Source organism: Vibrio tubiashii, from assembly GCF_028551255.1.
GTDB classification, from domain to species: Bacteria; Pseudomonadota; Gammaproteobacteria; order Enterobacterales; family Vibrionaceae; genus Vibrio; species Vibrio tubiashii_B.
In genome coordinates, this window is the sequence record NZ_CP117029.1 from 2,952,028 (window position 1) to 2,969,321 (window position 17,294).

Genomic DNA, 17,294 nt, shown 5'->3' on the forward strand with positions numbered 1-17,294 from the left:
AAGCTGTGTGCTTTGCAACCTAGATCAAGTTATTAACTTTTAAATCAGTGCTTAATTTGCACCCACTAAGTATCGGTGTTAAAAATTTGTTTGCTAGCGAAAACTACAATTATAAACCGAGCACACAGTGCTTGGCATCTCATAACGACATCTTACTTACCCCCTCCTTCTGGAGGGTTTTTTTTATCTATATTTCAGCTAGATAGCTTAATCTCATCCAGCGTATATTCAATCAATTGTCGAGCAATGGTTCCGACTGGAGCAACGGGCGGCAACTCTTCGATCCCAAACCAGCGCGCGTCGCTAAGCTCACTGTAATCGGGCTTTAGCTCACCCGATTGATAGTCGGCGACAAAGCCCATCATCATGCTCGACGGAAATGCCCAAGGCTGACTGCCAAAGTAACGAATGTTAGTGACCTCTATTCCGGTTTCTTCCTTGACCTCTCGCGCAACGCACTGCTCTAAAGTCTCACCGACTTCGAGGAAACCCGCGATGACGGTGTACATACCATTACGATGCCTTGGGTGTTGCGCTAGTAAGATTTGCTGCTTGTTACGCACAGCCACAATGATACAAGGAAAGATACGCGGATAATGTAAGGTTCGGCAATCACCACACTGCATGGCTAATTGATTGTGATTGAGGTGATTTCGACCACCACACTGAGGGCAAAAGCGTAGACTTTGACTCATATGTCCGTACTGAATTGCCTTGCTCATCAGCAGAAATAGCGGCTCAGGAAAATGCAAACAATCACGTAAAGAGGTCAGCTCAAGCTCCTCTGACACATCCGCTTCATTAAGCCACATCAGCGGGCAATTCTCCCACTGTCCGACTTCAATTGCCTGCTCATAGGGTAAGTTCAAACTCTCAGCACTTCCCTGAGGCAACTGGCCGTTTTGCAGCCAAATATCGCTTCCTGATACAACACACCAATAAGCATTCTTCGTACGGTTTGTGTCACTTTTATTCAACATTGACTCACCTCTTCGCTTGCAGTTCGTCTATTTTACTGGCAATCTAAATTCATACCAGAGTTTGTAGTCAGTCAATTTTGAGACTATAAATTCTAGTAAGGACAAGAGGTTGTACTCTGTACGTGCTTTGGGAGTCAAAGCGTAATGATCACCGGAGAAGTGATCCGATCATGAGGATATGGTCATGCTGAATAAATTCAAACAAACACAAGAACAATGGGGTGGCTCAAGCGAAGTCATCGACCACTGGCTCGAAACAAGACAATCACTGATTGTCGAATATTGTCAGCTGGGCTCCCTTCAACCTGCAAACGGCCACTCTAACGTCGTCGAACTTCCTTCCCCAAAACAGATCAGCTCATTCTGCGATCATGTGGTTGATTATATTTCTGAAGGCCATTTCAAAATCTACGATATGGTGATGAAGAAATGGCAAGCAACGGGCTTTAAGACTAACAACGAAATCGACGCGACCTATGCCAAGATCGTCTTAACCACAGAACCTTTGCTTGAGTTCAACGATAAGTATGTCAGTGTCAGTGCTGATGATGAGCTACCCAGCTTTGAGGCAGATATGTCAAAAGTGGGCGAACTGCTCGAAGTACGCTTTGAAGTAGAAGATCAGTTGATTCAACTTATCGCAGATAGCTTGGCGATTCCGCCAGGGGCTTAAAGAGCTAGAGAGCTAGAGAGCTAGAGAGCTAGAGAGCTAGAGAGCTAGAGAGCTAGAGAGCTAGAGAGCTAGAGAGCTAGAGAGCTAGAGAGCTAGAGAATCTAGGAGGGTTGGCGTTTTGCGTCAACCCTTTTTACTTAGGAACGCTACGCTATGGATACGGGAATGGGCATATCTCAAAGGACGAAGTCCGGTCTCGATTCTCGGAACGCAGTGTTCTCGGAGGGCGAAGCCCGTTCTATTTTTCCATAGGACGGAGTCCGTTCCCGTAGCAACGCGTTCCCGCCTCCCACTCTCCAAAAACAAAAAAGGCACCCGAAGGTGCCTTTTATCATTTCTTAGCTAGCGATTACTCGTCTGCAGCCTTATTCTTCTGAAGAAAAGCCTGCGTTTAGTAGTGCTGCAAGGTTGTCAGTCGCTTGTTCAGCTGAAGGACCTTCTTGCTCTTCTACACGCTTAGCTTGACGATCTTGGTGGTAAGCGAAACCTGTACCTGCTGGGATTAGACGACCAACAATTACGTTTTCTTTCAGACCACGTAGCTCATCACGCTTACCAGAAACCGCAGCTTCTGTTAGTACGCGAGTTGTTTCCTGGAACGATGCCGCAGAGATGAACGATTCAGTCGCTAGAGATGCCTTAGTAATACCAAGCAGCTCACGCTCGAAACGAACTAGCTCTTTGCCTTCAGCTTCTAGCTGACGGTTAGCAATCTTAACGTTCGCGTATTCAACCTGCTCACCCACTAGGAACTCTGTAGAGTCACCAGCGTGCGTGATTGTACACTTACGTAGCATCTGACGAACGATAGTTTCGATGTGCTTATCGTTAATCTTAACGCCTTGTAGACGGTATACTTCTTGAACTTCGTTCGCGATGTATTGAGTCACAGCGTGGATACCACGTAGACGTAGAATGTCATGTGGAGACTCTGGACCATCTGCGATCACGTCACCACGTTCAACTTTCTCGCCTTCGAATACGTTAAGCTGACGATGCTTAGGAATCATCTCTTCGTAAGCGTCACCGCCTTCACGAGTGATTACTAGACGACGCTTACCTTTCGTTTCTTTACCGAAGCTTACAGTACCTGTGTGCTCAGCAAGAATCGCAGGCTCTTTCGGCTTACGAGCTTCGAATAGGTCAGCTACGCGTGGTAGACCACCGGTGATATCTTTGTTACCGCCAGATTTCTGAGGGATACGAGATAGAGTATCACCCACGCCTACTTCAGCGCCGTCTTCGATGTTTACAATCGCTTTACCAGGTAGGAAGTAGTGAGCTGGCATTTCAGTACCAGGGATCATTACGTCGTTACCTTGCTCATCAACAAGTTTGATAGCTGGACGCATATCTTTACCTGCTGCTGGGCGAGCTGCTGCTTCAGTTACTTCGCTTGAAGATAGACCTGTTAGGTCATCAGTTTGACGAGAAACTGTAACGCCATCGATCATGTCCACAAACTGGATGCGACCTGCCACTTCAGTGATGATTGGCATAGTGTGCGCTTCCCAGTTCGCTACTGTTTCACCAGCTTCAACTGCGTCGTTGTCGCCTTTAGATAGTAGAGAACCGTAAGGTAGTTTGTGTTTCTCTTTAGTACGACCAAATTCGTCGATGATAGTCAGCTCTGAAGCACGAGAAGTGATTACAAGCTTCTTATCTTTGTTGATAACGAATTTAGCGTTGTGTAGCTTAACTGTACCAGTCGTCTTAGCTTGGATGCTGTTCTCTGCTGCTGCAGTAGATGCCGCACCACCGATGTGGAACGTACGCATCGTAAGCTGTGTACCCGGCTCACCGATAGACTGAGCAGCGATAACGCCCACTGCTTCACCTTGGTTCACTAGGTGACCACGTGCTAGGTCACGACCGTAACACTGAGCACAACAACCGAAGTCTGCATCACAGGTAACTACAGAGCGCACTTTCATGCGGTCAACTGAGTTCTCTTCCATGATCTGACACCACTTCTCATCAATTAGAGTGTTACGTGGGATCAGTACATCTTCAGTACCTGGCTTCAGTACGTCTTCTGCAACTACACGACCAAGAGCCAGCTCAGAAAGTGCAACTTTAACGTCACCACCTTCGATATGCGGCATCATGTCAACACCTTCATGGGTGCCACAGTCATGCTCGTGTACAACAACGTCTTGAGCAACGTCTACTAGACGACGAGTTAGGTAACCCGAGTTCGCTGTTTTCAGTGCTGTATCCGCAAGACCCTTACGAGCACCGTGCGTTGAGATAAAGTACTGAAGTACGTTTAGACCTTCTTTAAAGTTCGCAGTGATCGGCGTTTCGATGATTGAACCATCTGGACGCGCCATCAGACCACGCATACCTGCAAGCTGACGAATCTGAGCTGCAGAACCACGTGCGCCCGAGTCGGCCATCATGTAGATGCTGTTGAATGATTCTTGCTGCTCTTCTTCACCGTCGCGGTTAACAACCGTTTCAGAAGATAGGTTTTCCATCATCAACTTAGCTACGCGATCGTTGGTCGATGCCCAAATATCGATCACTTTGTTGTAGCGCTCACCCGCAGTTACAAGACCAGATTGGTACTGCTCTTGGATTTCGCGAACTTCTGCTTCCGCTTCTTCGATCTCAGTGTACTTAGCTGCTGGAACAACCATGTCGTCGATACCAACAGATACACCAGAAAGTGCCGCGTAAGCGAAACCTGTGTACATGATTTGGTCAGCGAAGATTACAGTGTCTTTTAGACCTAGCTTACGGTAAGCCTCGTTAAGTAGGTGAGAGATCTGCTTCTTACCTAGCTTTTGGTTAACGATGCTGTACGGAAGACCTGCTGGCACGATTTGCCATAGCATTGCACGACCGATAGTTGTATCAACCATCTTAGTCTCAGTTGTGCTGTTGCCATCTTCGTCTTTAACAGTCTCAGTGATACGAACTTTAACGCGAGCGTGTAGCTCAGCTGTCTTAGTACGGTATGCCTTCTCAGCCTCAGCTGGGCTAGCAAGGTACATACCTTCGCCTTTCACGTTGATCTTGTCACGAGTCATGTAGTAAAGACCCAATACAACGTCCTGAGAAGGTACGATGATCGGATCACCTGACGCTGGCGACAGAATGTTGTTTGTCGACATCATCAGAGTACGAGCTTCAAGCTGTGCTTCTAGAGTTAGAGGCACGTGTACCGCCATTTGGTCACCATCGAAGTCCGCGTTGTACGCCGCACACACAAGTGGGTGTAGCTGGATCGCTTTACCTTCGATTAGTACTGGTTCGAACGCCTGGATACCTAGACGGTGAAGTGTAGGTGCACGGTTCAATAGTACTGGGTGTTCGCGGATTACTTCGTCTAGGATATCCCAAACGATCGCTTCTTCGCGCTCTACCATCTTCTTAGCAGCTTTGATTGTCGTCGCAAGACCACGAGTCTCTAGCTTGCTGTAGATGAATGGTTTGAATAGCTCAAGTGCCATCTTCTTAGGAAGACCACACTGGTGTAGACGAAGGTATGGACCTACTGTGATTACAGAACGGCCAGAGTAGTCTACACGCTTACCTAGAAGGTTCTGACGGAAACGACCTTGCTTACCCTTGATCATATCAGCAAGAGATTTCAGAGGACGCTTGTTCGAACCAGTGATCGCGCGACCGCGACGACCGTTATCTAGAAGTGCATCAACAGACTCTTGTAGCATACGCTTTTCGTTACGTACGATGATATCCGGAGCAGCAAGCTCTAGTAGACGCTTCAAACGGTTGTTACGGTTGATTACGCGACGGTATAGATCGTTCAGATCAGAAGTCGCGAAGCGACCGCCATCTAGTGGTACTAGAGGACGTAGATCTGGCGGAAGTACCGGAAGCACAGTTAGGATCATCCACTCTGGGTTGTTACCAGATTGAACGAACGCTTCAACTAGCTTCAGACGCTTAGTGATTTTCTTACGCTTAGTCTCTGAGTTAGTAGACTGAAGCTCTTCACGCATTTCTTCGATTTCAGCAGGCAGATCCATAGACGCAAGTAGGTCTTTGATCGCTTCTGCACCCATCTTAGCCGTGAACTCATCACCCCACTCTTCTAGACGATCCAGATACTCTTCTTCGGTAAGCATCTGAGATTTTTCTAGGTCAGTCATACCCGGTTCAGTTACTACGTACATTTCGAAGTAAAGAACACGTTCGATATCACGTAGAGGGATATCCATTAGTAGACCGATACGAGACGGCAGTGATTTTAGGAACCAGATGTGAGCAACTGGTGAAGCAAGCTCGATGTGGCCCATACGGTCACGACGAACTTTAGTTTGTGTAACTTCAACGCCACACTTCTCACAGATAACACCACGGTGTTTCAGACGCTTATATTTACCACAAAGACATTCGTAGTCTTTTACTGGACCAAAAATACGCGCACAGAACAGACCATCACGCTCAGGCTTGAACGTACGATAGTTGATCGTTTCAGGTTTTTTAACTTCACCGAAAGACCATGAACGGATCATGTCTGGTGAAGATAGACCGATTTTGATTGCATCAAATTCTTCGGTCTTATGCTGCGCTTTTAGAAAGTTTAATAAGTCTTTCACAATCAGCTCCTGTAAGGAGTTAAAAGGGGCTCACCCGCAAAAGTGAGCACCTTCTACCAAATAATCGCTTTTCTCAATTAAGAAAGAAGGGATTACTCTTCGTCTTCTAGCTCGATGTTGATACCTAGCGAGCGAATCTCTTTCAACAGTACGTTGAACGATTCTGGCATGCCAGGTTCCATGCTGTGGTTGCCATCTACGATGTTCTTGTACATCTTAGTACGGCCGTTAACGTCATCCGACTTAACTGTTAGCATTTCTTGAAGCGTGTAAGCAGCACCGTATGCTTCTAGTGCCCATACTTCCATCTCACCGAAACGCTGACCACCGAACTGAGCTTTACCACCAAGTGGTTGCTGAGTTACTAGGCTGTACGAACCAGTTGAACGAGCGTGCATCTTGTCATCAACAAGGTGGTTCAGTTTCAGCATGTACATGTAACCAACCGTTACAGGACGCTCAAACGCATCACCTGTGCGACCATCAAACAGCGTTAGCTGACCAGATTCTGGTAGGTCACCTAGTTTCAATAGCTCTTTGATTGACTGCTCAGAAGCACCGTCAAATACTGGAGTCGCGATCGGTAGACCACCACGTAGGTTCTTGATCAACGTACGAACTTCGTCATCAGATAGAGACGCAACGTCTACTTTCTGACGAGTATCACCAAGGTCGTAAACTTTCTGTAGGAAGTCACGGAACTTAGCGAGCTCTTGCTGCTCTTTCACCATCTGGTTGATCTTGTCACCGATACCTTTCGCTGCCAGACCTAAGTGTACTTCTAGGATCTGACCGATGTTCATACGCGAAGGTACACCCAGTGGGTTAAGTACGATGTCAACCGGCTGACCTTTCTCATCGTAAGGCATGTCTTCAACAGGGTTGATCTTAGAGATTACACCCTTGTTACCGTGACGACCCGCCATCTTATCACCAGGCTGGATACGACGTTTAACCGCTAGGTAAACCTTAACGATCTTCAGTACGCCAGGTGCTAGATCATCACCTTGTGTGATCTTACGACGCTTAGTTTCAAACTTCTTATCGAAGTCAGCACGTAGCTCGTCGTACTGCTCTGCTAGCTGTTCAAGCTGAGTCTGTTGAGCATCATCTTCAAGCGTTAGCTCTAGCCACTTCTTACGATCGATAGCGTCTAGTTTCGCTTCAGTGTAACCACCGTCTAGAAGTACAGCTTTAACACGGTTTAGAAGGCCACCCTCAAGAATCTGGAATTCTTCAGTAAGGTCTTTCTTCGCTTCTTTAAGCTGCATCTGTTCAATTTCAAGTGCACGTTTGTCTTTTTCAACACCGTCACGAGTAAATACTTGAACGTCGATGATTGTACCTGAAACAGAGTTTGGTACGCGTAGAGACGTGTCTTTAACGTCTGACGCTTTCTCACCAAAGATAGCACGTAGTAGCTTCTCTTCAGGAGTTAGCTGAGTTTCACCTTTAGGCGTTACTTTACCTACAAGGATGTCACCGCCTTTCACTTCCGCACCGATGTAAACGATACCTGACTCGTCTAGTTTAGACAGAGCAGACTCACCTACGTTTGGAATGTCAGCTGTGATTTCTTCAGCACCAAGCTTAGTATCACGCGCCACACAAGATAGTTCTTGAATGTGGATCGTAGTGAAACGGTCTTCTTGAACTACGCGCTCAGATACTAAGATCGAGTCTTCGAAGTTGTAGCCGTTCCAAGGCATGAATGCGATACGCATGTTCTGACCAAGTGCTAGCTCACCAAGGTCTGTTGAAGGACCATCAGCAAGAACGTCACCACGTGCAACAGGTTCACCCGGCATCACACATGGACGCTGGTTGATACACGTGTTTTGGTTAGAACGAGTGTATTTAGTTAGGTTGTAGATATCGATACCTGCTTCACCAGGGATCAGCTCGTCTTCGTTTACTTTAACAACGATACGAGAAGCATCTACAGACTGGATTACACCACCACGTTTCGCTACCGCTGTAACACCAGAGTCAACTGCGATGTTACGCTCGATACCAGTACCAACTAGAGGCTTATCAGCCTTAAGTGTTGGAACTGCCTGACGTTGCATGTTCGCACCCATCAATGCACGGTTCGCATCATCGTGTTCTAGGAACGGGATAAGCGATGCAGCGATAGATACAACCTGGTTAGTTGCAACGTCCATGTAGTCAACATGTTCGCGTGGGTGTAGGCCAGATTCACCTTTCTGACGAGCAGTGATTAGCTCTTCAGAGAATGTGCCTTGTTCAGTAAGAACAGTGTTCGCCTGAGCGATAACGTACTGACCTTCCTGAATAGCGGATAGGTAATCTACTTCGTCTGTTACTACGCCATCTACTACGCGACGGTATGGAGTCTCTAGGAAACCGTACTCGTTACAACGCGCAAACGCAGAAAGAGAGTTGATCAGACCGATGTTTGGACCTTCAGGCGTTTCGATAGGACATAGACGACCGTAGTGAGTTACGTGTACGTCACGTACTTCGAAGCCAGCACGTTCACGAGTTAGACCGCCAGGACCCAATGCAGAGATACGACGCTTGTGCGTTACTTCTGATAGAGGGTTGTTTTGGTCCATGAACTGTGACAGCTGTGAAGAGCCAAAGAATTCTTTAACCGCAGCAGAGATAGGCTTAGCGTTGATTAGGTCTTGAGGCATGATTGCATCAAGATCACCAAGGCTTAGACGCTCTTTAACAGCACGTTCAACACGTACTAGACCAACGCGGAATTGGTTTTCTGCCATTTCGCCAACAGAACGGATACGACGGTTACCTAGGTGGTCGATATCGTCCACTTCACCGATGCCGTTACGGATAGCGATAAGCTTCTTCATCACTTCAACGATATCAGTTTCGTCAAGTGTGCCTTGCTCTTGAGCATCTTCACGTTCGATAGAGCTGTTAAACTTCATACGACCAACAGTCGATAGATCGTAACGCTCTTCTGAGAAGAATAGGCTTTCGAATAGTGCTTCAGCAGCTTCTTTCGTTGGCGGCTCACCAGGGCGCATCATGCGGTAGATTTCTACCAATGCAGAAATACGATCAACAGTGCTGTCGATGCGTAGAGTTTCTGACATGAACGGACCGTGGTCTAGATCGTTGGTAAATAACGTCTGTAGCGCTTTGTGGCCTGCTTGAGAAAGGTTAGCTAGAGCTTCTAGGCTGATTTCTTGGTTTGCACCAACAATGATCTCGCCAGTCGCTTCGTTGATGTAATCTTTCGATGCAACTTTGCCTACGATGTACTCTACAGGTACTTCGATGTGCTCAACGCCATCTTTTTCAAGCTGACGGATGTGGCGTGCAGTTACACGACGACCAGTTTCAACGTAAGTTTTGCCGTTTGCTTCGATATCGAATGACGCAGTTTCACCACGTAGACGATCAGGAACAAGCTCCATTAATAGAGTTTGATCTTTCACTTCGAAGTTCACCTTCTCAAAGAAGATGTCCAGGATCTCTTCTGTCGTCTTACCTAGTGCGCGAAGAATGATTGATGCTGGTAGCTTACGACGGCGGTCAATACGTACGTATAGGTTATCCTTAGGATCAAACTCGAAATCAAGCCATGAACCACGGTAAGGAATTACGCGTGCATTATATAGAACTTTACCTGAAGAGTGGGTCTTACCCTTATCGCTGTCGAAGAATACACCTGGGCTTCTGTGCAGCTGGGATACGATAACCCTCTCGGTACCATTGATTACGAAGGTACCATTGTCTGTCATAAGCGGAATTTCGCCCATGTAGACTTCTTGTTCTTTAATGTCTTTTACAGTACCTGCTGGCGCGTCTTTATCAAAGATAACTAGGCGTAGTTTAACGCGTAGTGGTTTTGAATAAGTTACGCCGCGGATTTGACATTCTTTAACGTCAAAAACTGGCTCACCAAGACGGTAGCTAACGTATTGCAGCTCGGAATTGCCGTTGTAGCTCTGAATTGGAAATACAGAACGGAAAGCAGCTTCAAGACCGTATTGACCTTCAGGATCCTGTTCGATGAATTTTTCGAACGAATCGAGCTGGATCGATAGCAGGTATGGAATGTCCAACACTTGTGGACGAGTACCAAAGTCCTTACGGATGCGCTTTTTCTCGGTATAAGAGTAAACCATGGGGTTCCTCAGCTCGCTGATAAGTGACCCAAACTGTCTCCAATAGTTATGAGACAGTGACTAACATCTGTTTGATTGTAGTGACATTTCATTAAGAGCTAATGAAATGTTTTTTGCTAGGAATCTGGGTGCTCAAACAGCGGAAAAATCACCCAACCCCTACAGCGCAAAAAGGCCGGTGGTTATAAAACCACCAGCCATTAGCCGTTAGGCTAAGAAACTAAGCAATAATTACTTAACAGTAACACTTGCACCAGCTTCTTCTAGCTGAGCTTTAAGAGCTTCAGCTTCGTCTTTCTCTACGCCTTCTTTAAGAGGTGCAGGAGCGCCGTCTACTAGAGCTTTAGCTTCTTTAAGACCTAGGCCAGTTGCGCCACGTACTGCTTTGATTACAGCAACTTTGTTGCCGCCAGCAGATTCTAGGATTACGTCGAACTCAGTTTGCTCAGCAGCAGCTTCGCCACCAGCAGCGCCGCCAGCTACAACAGCAGCAGCAGCAGAAACGCCGAATTTCTCTTCCATCGCTTCGATTAGTTCAACAACTTGCATTACAGACATTTCTGCAACTGCGTCTAGGATTTGCTCGTTAGTAATAGACATAACAATTCTCTTTTAAATCAACAATAAGTTTATTAAGCAACCAGAAAAAAGCAAGGCTTATGCCGCAGCTTCTTCTTTTTGATCGCGTAGTGCAGCGATAGTACGTACCAGCTTGCCTGCAGAAGCTTCTTTCATGCACATCATTAGGCGTGCGATTGCTTCGTCGTAAGTTGGTAGTGTCGCTAGTACTTCAGCATCAGTAACTGCGCCTTCGAATGCAGCAGCTTTGATCTCGAACTTGTCGTTCTCTTTAGCGAAGTCTTTGAAAAGACGCGCTGCGGCACCTGGGTGCTCGTTAGAGAATGCGATTAGAGTAGGACCAGTGAAAGTGTCAGTTAGACACTCGTAGTCTGTACCTTCAACCGCACGACGCGCTAGAGTATTACGAACAACTTTCAGGTAAACGCCCGCTTCACGAGCTTGTTTACGTAGAGAAGTCATCGCGCCTACTTCAACGCCACGAGAGTCAGCTACAACTGCAGAAAGTGCACCACTGGCAGCTTCGTTGACTTCAGCAACAATTGCTTTTTTGTCTTGAAGGTTTAAAGCCATCTTGGATTTACTCCTGGTTGTCGTTACACCACTCACTATTATCACAACAGTGAGAGCTATTGAGGTGCTTCCCAGAAGAAAGTTAACTATTTACATAGAGCTTTCTGTCAGTTCGGGCACCATCTACGTAGGATGATTAAGTCTTTATTTGTCAAACAAACTCAGACACCTACGGTCTTGGACGGAGACTGGGTCATAATTCACAGCAAATTCTAGAAGAATTTAATGAACCAAAGTTCAGCCCCAACCACAAATATTAGGCGCAGGATTATACACTAATTCTACGCCTAAGCAAATTTATTAGTTTGCTAGAGTGTTCAGGCTAGCCTGATCAACAGCAACACCAGCACCCATTGTAGTAGAGATGCTAACCTTCTGTAGGAATGTACCCTTAGCAGAAGACGGCTTAGCTTTCTTCAGAGCAACTAGAAGAGCTTCTAGGTTCTCTTTGATCTGCTCAGCAGAGAAGTTTGCTTTACCGATAGTAGTGTGGATGATGCCGTTCTTGTCGTTACGGTAACGAACCTGACCAGCTTTAGCGTTCTTAACCGCTTCAGCAACGTTAGGAGTTACAGTACCAACTTTAGGGTTTGGCATAAGACCGCGAGGACCTAGGATAGTACCTAGTTGACCTACAACGCGCATTGCATCTGGAGAAGCAACAACTACGTCGAAGTTCATTTCGCCTTTCTTAACTTGCTCAGCAAGATCTTCCATACCAACGATGTCTGCGCCAGCTTCTTTAGCTGCTTCAGCGTTTGCACCTTGAGTGAACACTGCAACGCGGATTTCGCGGCCAGTACCGTGAGGTAGTACAGTTGCACCACGTACGTTCTGGTCAGATTTACGAGCATCGATGCCTAGGTTAACAGCAACGTCTACAGACTCAACGAATTTAGCAGTAGCTAGTTCTTGAAGAAGAGCAACAGCTTCGTTGATTTCGTATTCTTTAGTTACGTCAACTTTTTCGCGGATTACGCGCATGCGCTTAGTTAGTTTAGCCATCTTATTAACCCTCTACCACTAGGCCCATTGAACGAGCAGTACCAGCGATTGAACGCTTCATTGCTTCGATGTCAGCACCAGTCATATCAGCAGCTTTAGTTTCTGCGATTTCTTGGATTTGAGCGTCAGTTACAGTACCCACTTTTTCAGTGTTTGGACGACCAGAACCAGACTTAACGCCAGCAGCTTTCTTAAGAAGAACAGCAGCAGGTGGAGTCTTAGTGATGAACGTGAAAGAACGGTCGTTGTATACTGTGATAACAACTGGAGTTGGTAGACCTTTCTCAATAGATTCTGTTTTCGCGTTGAACGCTTTACAGAATTCCATGATGTTTACACCGTGTTGACCTAGTGCAGGACCAACCGGTGGACTTGGGTTTGCCATACCAGCAGCAACTTGCAGCTTGATGTAAGCTTCAACTTTCTTAGCCATGATAATTCCTAATTTTGGGTACAAACGCTAATCGACTGACCAGCTCCCCGTTGATATAAAAACTTGTTATTTTGGATGGAGACTTTTGCTTCAGCCAAAATAATAAGGCGCGAAATTATAGTCATAATCCGCGCCTTATACAACCCTAAAAAGGTGATTTTTTATACTCTGAAAAACAGAGTCTTAGTCTAGTTTTTCAACCTGACCAAATTCAAGCTCAACTGGTGTTGCACGACCAAAGATCGATACAGACACTTTCACTCGGCTCTTATCGTAATCCACTTCTTCAACAGTACCGTTGAAGTCAGCAAATGGACCGTCAGTAACGCGTACCACTTCACCCGCTTCGTACATAGTACGTGGACGAGGTGCTTCGCTCGCTTTCTCAAGACGGTTCAGAATCGCATCAGCTTCTTTATCAGTGATAGGAGCTGGACGATCAGAGGTACCACCAATGAAGCCCATGACACGCGGCACACTGCGTACTAAGTGCCATGATTCATCGTTCATGATCATCTGAACTAGGACGTAACCAGGGAAGAACTTACGCTCAGACTTACGACGCTGACCTGCACGCATTTCCACTACTTCTTCAGTAGGAACTAGAACTTCACCAAACAGCTCTTCCATGCTGTGCATTTTGATATGCTCACGAAGAGATTGGGCTACACGACCTTCGAATCCAGAGAAGGCTTGAACCACATACCAGCGTTTTTTTGGAGCTTCACTCATGAATTAAAACCCTCTATACCCCAGTTGCTAGAGCAACAAGACGAACCATAATGCCGTCGATGCCCCAAAGCACTAGAGCCATTACAATACTTACAGCTAAAACGATCAAAGTCGTTTGCATTGTTTCTTGGCGTGTAGGCCAAACAACTTTACGTACTTCCATACGCGATTCTTTTGCAAACTCGATCGCAGCTTTACCCTTAGTTGTTGTAGCAGCAACACCAAGTGCCGCAGCGATTAGTACAACAACACCTGCAGCGCGAATCACTACAGACATTTCACCATACAGGTAATTACCCACAACAGCGGCAGCTAGCAGAGCAAAAGTGACAATCCACTTGAAGATATCTGCGCCATTTGAGCTATCAGGAGTTTCAGCATTATTTGCTTTCATAAAACCAACCTGTCTAAGTCTTAATATAGACGACAACAACCCCGCTGTTGCAGGGCAAATCCATGAAACGACAATTTAAATAAATTGACGTACTCTTTTATTGATTGAGACGCAACACCTCAACCAAAAAATCCTGCTCAATGCCATGCTGAATAAGAAAACAACAGACATTTTGTATAGTGCAGAAAAAGGGCATCAAATGATGCCCTTTTTGCTACTGGTTCGTCAAATCTTATTCAAAGATTTTCCGAAGTCTTTAGCTAATTCCGAAGAATTAGTCGAAGATCTTAGCAACAACACCAGCACCAACTGTACGGCCACCTTCGCGGATTGCGAAACGTAGACCTTCGTCCATCGCGATTGGAGCGATTAGTTCAACAGTCATCTTGATGTTATCGCCTGGCATTACCATTTCTACGCCTTCTGGTAGCTCGATGTTACCAGTTACGTCAGTTGTACGGAAGTAGAACTGTGGACGGTAGCCTTTGAAGAATGGAGTGTGACGACCACCTTCATCTTTAGACAGTACGTATACTTCTGACTCAAACTTAGTGTGTGGGTTGATTGACTTAGGAGCAGCTAGTACTTGACCACGCTCTACTTCGTCACGCTTAGTACCACGTAGAAGTGCACCAACGTTCTCACCCGCACGACCTTCGTCTAGAAGCTTACGGAACATTTCAACACCAGTACATGTTGTTACTGTTGTCTCTTTGATACCAACGATTTCTACTTCGTCACCTACAGTTAGGATACCGCGCTCGATACGACCAGTTACTACTGTACCACGACCTTGGATAGAGAATACGTCTTCGATAGGCATTAGGAATGGCTGATCGATTGCACGCTCTGGCTCTGGGATGTAAGAATCTAGTGCTTCTGCAAGCTCAACGATCTTGTCTTCCCACTGCTTCTCGCCGTTTAGTGCGCCAAGTGCAGAACCTTGGATAACTGGTAGGTCATCACCTGGGAAGTCGTACTCAGATAGAAGTTCACGAACTTCCATTTCTACTAGTTCTAGTAGCTCTTCATCGTCAACCATGTCACATTTGTTCATGAATACGATGATGTATGGGATACCAACCTGACGGCCTAGTAGGATGTGCTCACGAGTTTGTGGCATTGGGCCATCTGTCGCAGCAACAACTAGGATACCACCGTCCATCTGTGCAGCACCTGTGATCATGTTTTTAACATAATCCGCGTGTCCTGGACAGTCTACGTGTGCGTAGTGACGAGTTGGAGTGTCGTACTCAACGTGAGAAGTTGCGATTGTGATACCGCGCTCACGCTCTTCTGGAGCGTTATCGATAGATGCGAAGTCTTTCGCTTCACCGCCGTACACTTTTGCAAGTGTTGTACAGATCGCTGCAGTTAGAGTTGTTTTACCGTGGTCAACGTGGCCGATAGTACCAACGTTTACGTGCGGTTTCGTACGTTCAAATTTTTCTTTAGACATGAGTTGTCCCTCTAGGTACGGATTTAGGTGGCTTGAATGACCACGCAACCAAAAAGTCTTGGTGATAAACTTCTCTCAATCACTAAACGTAGTTTAGTAAAGAGAAACTATCAAAAGGAAACATTGCTTAGAGCTGGTGCTGATAGGCAGACTCGAACTGCCGACCTCATCCTTACCAAGGATGCGCTCTACCACCTGAGCTATATCAGCACTCAAATTAGAGTGGAGCGGGCAGCGGGAATCGAACCCGCATCATCAGCTTGGAAGGCTGAGGTAATAGCCATTATACGATGCCCGCAACACGTAACTCTGTGAGCTATTTCCTTAAGAATATGGTGGAGGGGGACGGATTCGAACCATCGAAGGCAGTGCCAGCAGATTTACAGTCTGATCCCTTTGGCCACTCGGGAACCCCTCCAAATTTTTAATCCATTTTTCTCGTGCTCTAAAAAGAGATAAGCGGAAAAATGGTGCCGACTACCGGAATCGAACTGGTGACCTACTGATTACAAGTCAGTTGCTCTACCTACTGAGCTAAGTCGGCATAAGTGGTGCGCATTCTATTGAATGATTTTCTGCCTTGCAATAGTAAATTTAAAAAAAAACTTCTTTTTCTACTGATTGGGCTTATTTGTTGAAATTTCGCCCAATTTATCGGCAAAAAATACGCGAATGTCGACGATGTCGTTTGCAATCTTGTTCGGTTGTTGTATTTTCGCTGCTCTATCGTGAAACCAAGTTAGGATGACTATGACTCCATATCTCTCATTTAATCGTCAACAATGGGCTGAATTACGCAATTCAGTGCCAATGACATTATCCGAGACCGATCTGGTTGAACTTCAGGGTGTGAATGAAAGCCTCACGATGGAAGAAGTAGAAGAGATCTACTTGCCTTTAGCCCGTCTGCTTAACTTATATGTTGCTGCCAGACAGAGCCGTAATTCAGTGCTCAATAACTTCCTCGGTAATCAAGGCACTGCGCCGCCTTTTATTATTGGTATTGCTGGTAGTGTAGCGGTCGGTAAAAGTACCACGGCTCGTTTGCTTAAAGCCTTACTATCACGCTGGGATAACCACCCTAAAGTTGAACTCGTGACTACTGATGGGTTTCTTTACCCGAAAAAGGTGCTCGATGAACGCGGTATTCTTCATCGCAAGGGCTTCCCTGAATCTTATGATATTAAGCGTCTAGTCGAGTTCGTTTCTGATGTTAAGGCTGGCAAACCACACCTCGAAGTTCCTGTTTACTCGCACATCACCTATGACATTACCGAAGAGCTGAAAACCGTTGACCGGCCTGACGTGCTGATCATTGAAGGATTAAACGTCTTGCAAAGCGGGATGGATTATCCACATGACCCACATCGCGTCTTTGTCTCAGATTTCTTAGATTTTTCGCTTTATGTCGACGCAGAAAGTGAAGTGATCGAACAGTGGTATGTCGAACGTTTCTTAAAGTTCCGCCAAGGCGCTTTTACCAAACCAGGGTCTTACTTCAGTCACTACACACAGTTGACCGAACCAAAAGCGATCGAGAAAGCACACAGTATTTGGCAGTCGATCAATGGGGTTAACCTAGACGCCAATATCCTGCCAACCAAAGGCCGCGCCCACTTAATCTTGAAGAAAGGTCAGGATCATCAAGTGGAAGAAGTTTTTCTTAGGAAGTAGCGAGGAGCGGGATTCGGGACTTGGGAACAGGCTTCGCCCTACGGAGAGCTGGAGAGCGTTTAGGGTTGGCGGATAAACGTCAACCCTTTTCGTTTGGAAC

General features: G+C 46.2%; 12 protein-coding genes and 4 tRNA genes. 2 read left to right on the top strand and 14 right to left on the bottom strand.

Translation table 11 applies throughout. The annotated features are described in order from the left end of the window. Positions 1-194: 194 nt before the first annotated feature. Positions 195-980 (bottom strand): NAD(+) diphosphatase, encoded by a 786-nt coding sequence (gene nudC, locus LYZ37_RS13575; RefSeq protein ID WP_272785832.1) that lies wholly within the window; start codon positions 978-980, stop codon positions 195-197. A gap of 178 nt (positions 981-1,158) precedes the next feature. Here nudC and LYZ37_RS13580 point away from each other — a divergent pair, with 178 nt between their 5' ends. After that, positions 1,159-1,653 carry an Rsd/AlgQ family anti-sigma factor gene (locus tag LYZ37_RS13580; protein ID WP_004747616.1) on the top strand — a complete coding sequence of 165 codons (495 nt, stop codon included), beginning with the start codon at positions 1,159-1,161 and terminating at the stop codon, positions 1,651-1,653. Between the two features lie 365 nt (positions 1,654-2,018). Here the strand turns inward: LYZ37_RS13580 and rpoC are convergent, their stop codons facing one another. The 13 genes from rpoC to LYZ37_RS13645 form a co-directional block, all read right to left on the bottom strand. Continuing rightward, positions 2,019-6,224, bottom strand: coding sequence for a DNA-directed RNA polymerase subunit beta' (rpoC, locus tag LYZ37_RS13585; RefSeq protein WP_272785833.1), 4,206 nt, complete (start codon positions 6,222-6,224; stop codon positions 2,019-2,021). Positions 6,225-6,316: 92 nt separating this feature from the next. Next, positions 6,317-10,345 carry a DNA-directed RNA polymerase subunit beta gene (rpoB, locus tag LYZ37_RS13590; RefSeq protein WP_004747613.1) on the bottom strand — a complete coding sequence of 1,343 codons (4,029 nt, stop codon included), beginning with the start codon at positions 10,343-10,345 and terminating at the stop codon, positions 6,317-6,319. A gap of 231 nt (positions 10,346-10,576) precedes the next feature. Next, complete coding sequence (gene rplL, locus LYZ37_RS13595) at positions 10,577-10,945, bottom strand: 50S ribosomal protein L7/L12 (protein WP_004747612.1); 369 nt, start codon at positions 10,943-10,945, stop codon at positions 10,577-10,579. Positions 10,946-11,002: 57 nt separating this feature from the next. Continuing rightward, entirely contained in the window at positions 11,003-11,497 is a 495-nt protein-coding gene (rplJ, locus tag LYZ37_RS13600; RefSeq protein ID WP_006957114.1) for a 50S ribosomal protein L10, read from the bottom strand. A 300-nt stretch (positions 11,498-11,797) separates the two neighbouring features. After that, the gene (gene rplA / locus LYZ37_RS13605; RefSeq protein WP_004747603.1) at positions 11,798-12,502 is read right to left on the bottom strand and encodes a 50S ribosomal protein L1; all 705 of its coding nucleotides are present in this window, start codon (positions 12,500-12,502) and stop codon (positions 11,798-11,800) included. Between the two features lie 4 nt (positions 12,503-12,506). Next, complete coding sequence (gene rplK / locus LYZ37_RS13610; protein WP_006957115.1) at positions 12,507-12,935, bottom strand: 50S ribosomal protein L11; 429 nt, start codon at positions 12,933-12,935, stop codon at positions 12,507-12,509. A 183-nt stretch (positions 12,936-13,118) separates the two neighbouring features. Next, positions 13,119-13,667, bottom strand: coding sequence for a transcription termination/antitermination protein NusG (gene nusG / locus LYZ37_RS13615; protein WP_004415884.1), 549 nt, complete (start codon positions 13,665-13,667; stop codon positions 13,119-13,121). A 13-nt stretch (positions 13,668-13,680) separates the two neighbouring features. Further along, positions 13,681-14,061, bottom strand: coding sequence for a preprotein translocase subunit SecE (gene secE / locus LYZ37_RS13620; RefSeq protein WP_004747599.1), 381 nt, complete (start codon positions 14,059-14,061; stop codon positions 13,681-13,683). 274 nt (positions 14,062-14,335) lie between these two features. After that, positions 14,336-15,520, bottom strand: a complete 1,185-nt coding sequence (tuf, locus tag LYZ37_RS13625) for an elongation factor Tu (RefSeq protein ID WP_272785814.1) — start codon at positions 15,518-15,520, stop codon at positions 14,336-14,338. A gap of 134 nt (positions 15,521-15,654) precedes the next feature. After that, a tRNA-Thr gene (locus LYZ37_RS13630) sits at positions 15,655-15,730 on the bottom strand. Positions 15,731-15,743: 13 nt separating this feature from the next. Then, positions 15,744-15,818: transfer RNA gene (locus LYZ37_RS13635), tRNA-Gly, on the bottom strand. 35 nt (positions 15,819-15,853) lie between these two features. After that, positions 15,854-15,938 (bottom strand) — tRNA-Tyr (locus LYZ37_RS13640). Positions 15,939-15,988: 50 nt separating this feature from the next. After that, positions 15,989-16,064: transfer RNA gene (locus tag LYZ37_RS13645), tRNA-Thr, on the bottom strand. Positions 16,065-16,270: 206 nt separating this feature from the next. On the opposite strand from LYZ37_RS13645, the gene coaA reads away from it, so the two are divergent. After that, complete coding sequence (gene coaA / locus LYZ37_RS13650; protein ID WP_004743326.1) at positions 16,271-17,194, top strand: type I pantothenate kinase; 924 nt, start codon at positions 16,271-16,273, stop codon at positions 17,192-17,194. Positions 17,195-17,294: the final 100 nt, after the last annotated feature.

Excerpts from the sequence above, each read along its gene's own strand:
- rplK (WP_006957115.1), bottom strand. The coding sequence starts at position 12,935 with ATGGCTAAGAAAGTTGAAGCTTACATCAAGCTGCAAGTTGCTGCTGGT.
- rpoB (WP_004747613.1), bottom strand. The coding sequence starts at position 10,345 with ATGGTTTACTCTTATACCGAGAAAAAGCGCATCCGTAAGGACTTTGGT.
- secE (WP_004747599.1), bottom strand. The coding sequence starts at position 14,061 with ATGAAAGCAAATAATGCTGAAACTCCTGATAGCTCAAATGGCGCAGAT.
- LYZ37_RS13580 (WP_004747616.1), top strand. The coding sequence starts at position 1,159 with ATGGTCATGCTGAATAAATTCAAACAAACACAAGAACAATGGGGTGGC.
- rplJ (WP_006957114.1), bottom strand. The coding sequence starts at position 11,497 with ATGGCTTTAAACCTTCAAGACAAAAAAGCAATTGTTGCTGAAGTCAAC.
- nusG (WP_004415884.1), bottom strand. The coding sequence starts at position 13,667 with ATGAGTGAAGCTCCAAAAAAACGCTGGTATGTGGTTCAAGCCTTCTCT.
- rplA (WP_004747603.1), bottom strand. The coding sequence starts at position 12,502 with ATGGCTAAACTAACTAAGCGCATGCGCGTAATCCGCGAAAAAGTTGAC.
- rplL (WP_004747612.1), bottom strand. The coding sequence starts at position 10,945 with ATGTCTATTACTAACGAGCAAATCCTAGACGCAGTTGCAGAAATGTCT.
- nudC (WP_272785832.1), bottom strand. The coding sequence starts at position 980 with ATGTTGAATAAAAGTGACACAAACCGTACGAAGAATGCTTATTGGTGT.
- coaA (WP_004743326.1), top strand. The coding sequence starts at position 16,271 with ATGACTCCATATCTCTCATTTAATCGTCAACAATGGGCTGAATTACGC.
- tuf (WP_272785814.1), bottom strand. The coding sequence starts at position 15,520 with ATGTCTAAAGAAAAATTTGAACGTACGAAACCGCACGTAAACGTTGGT.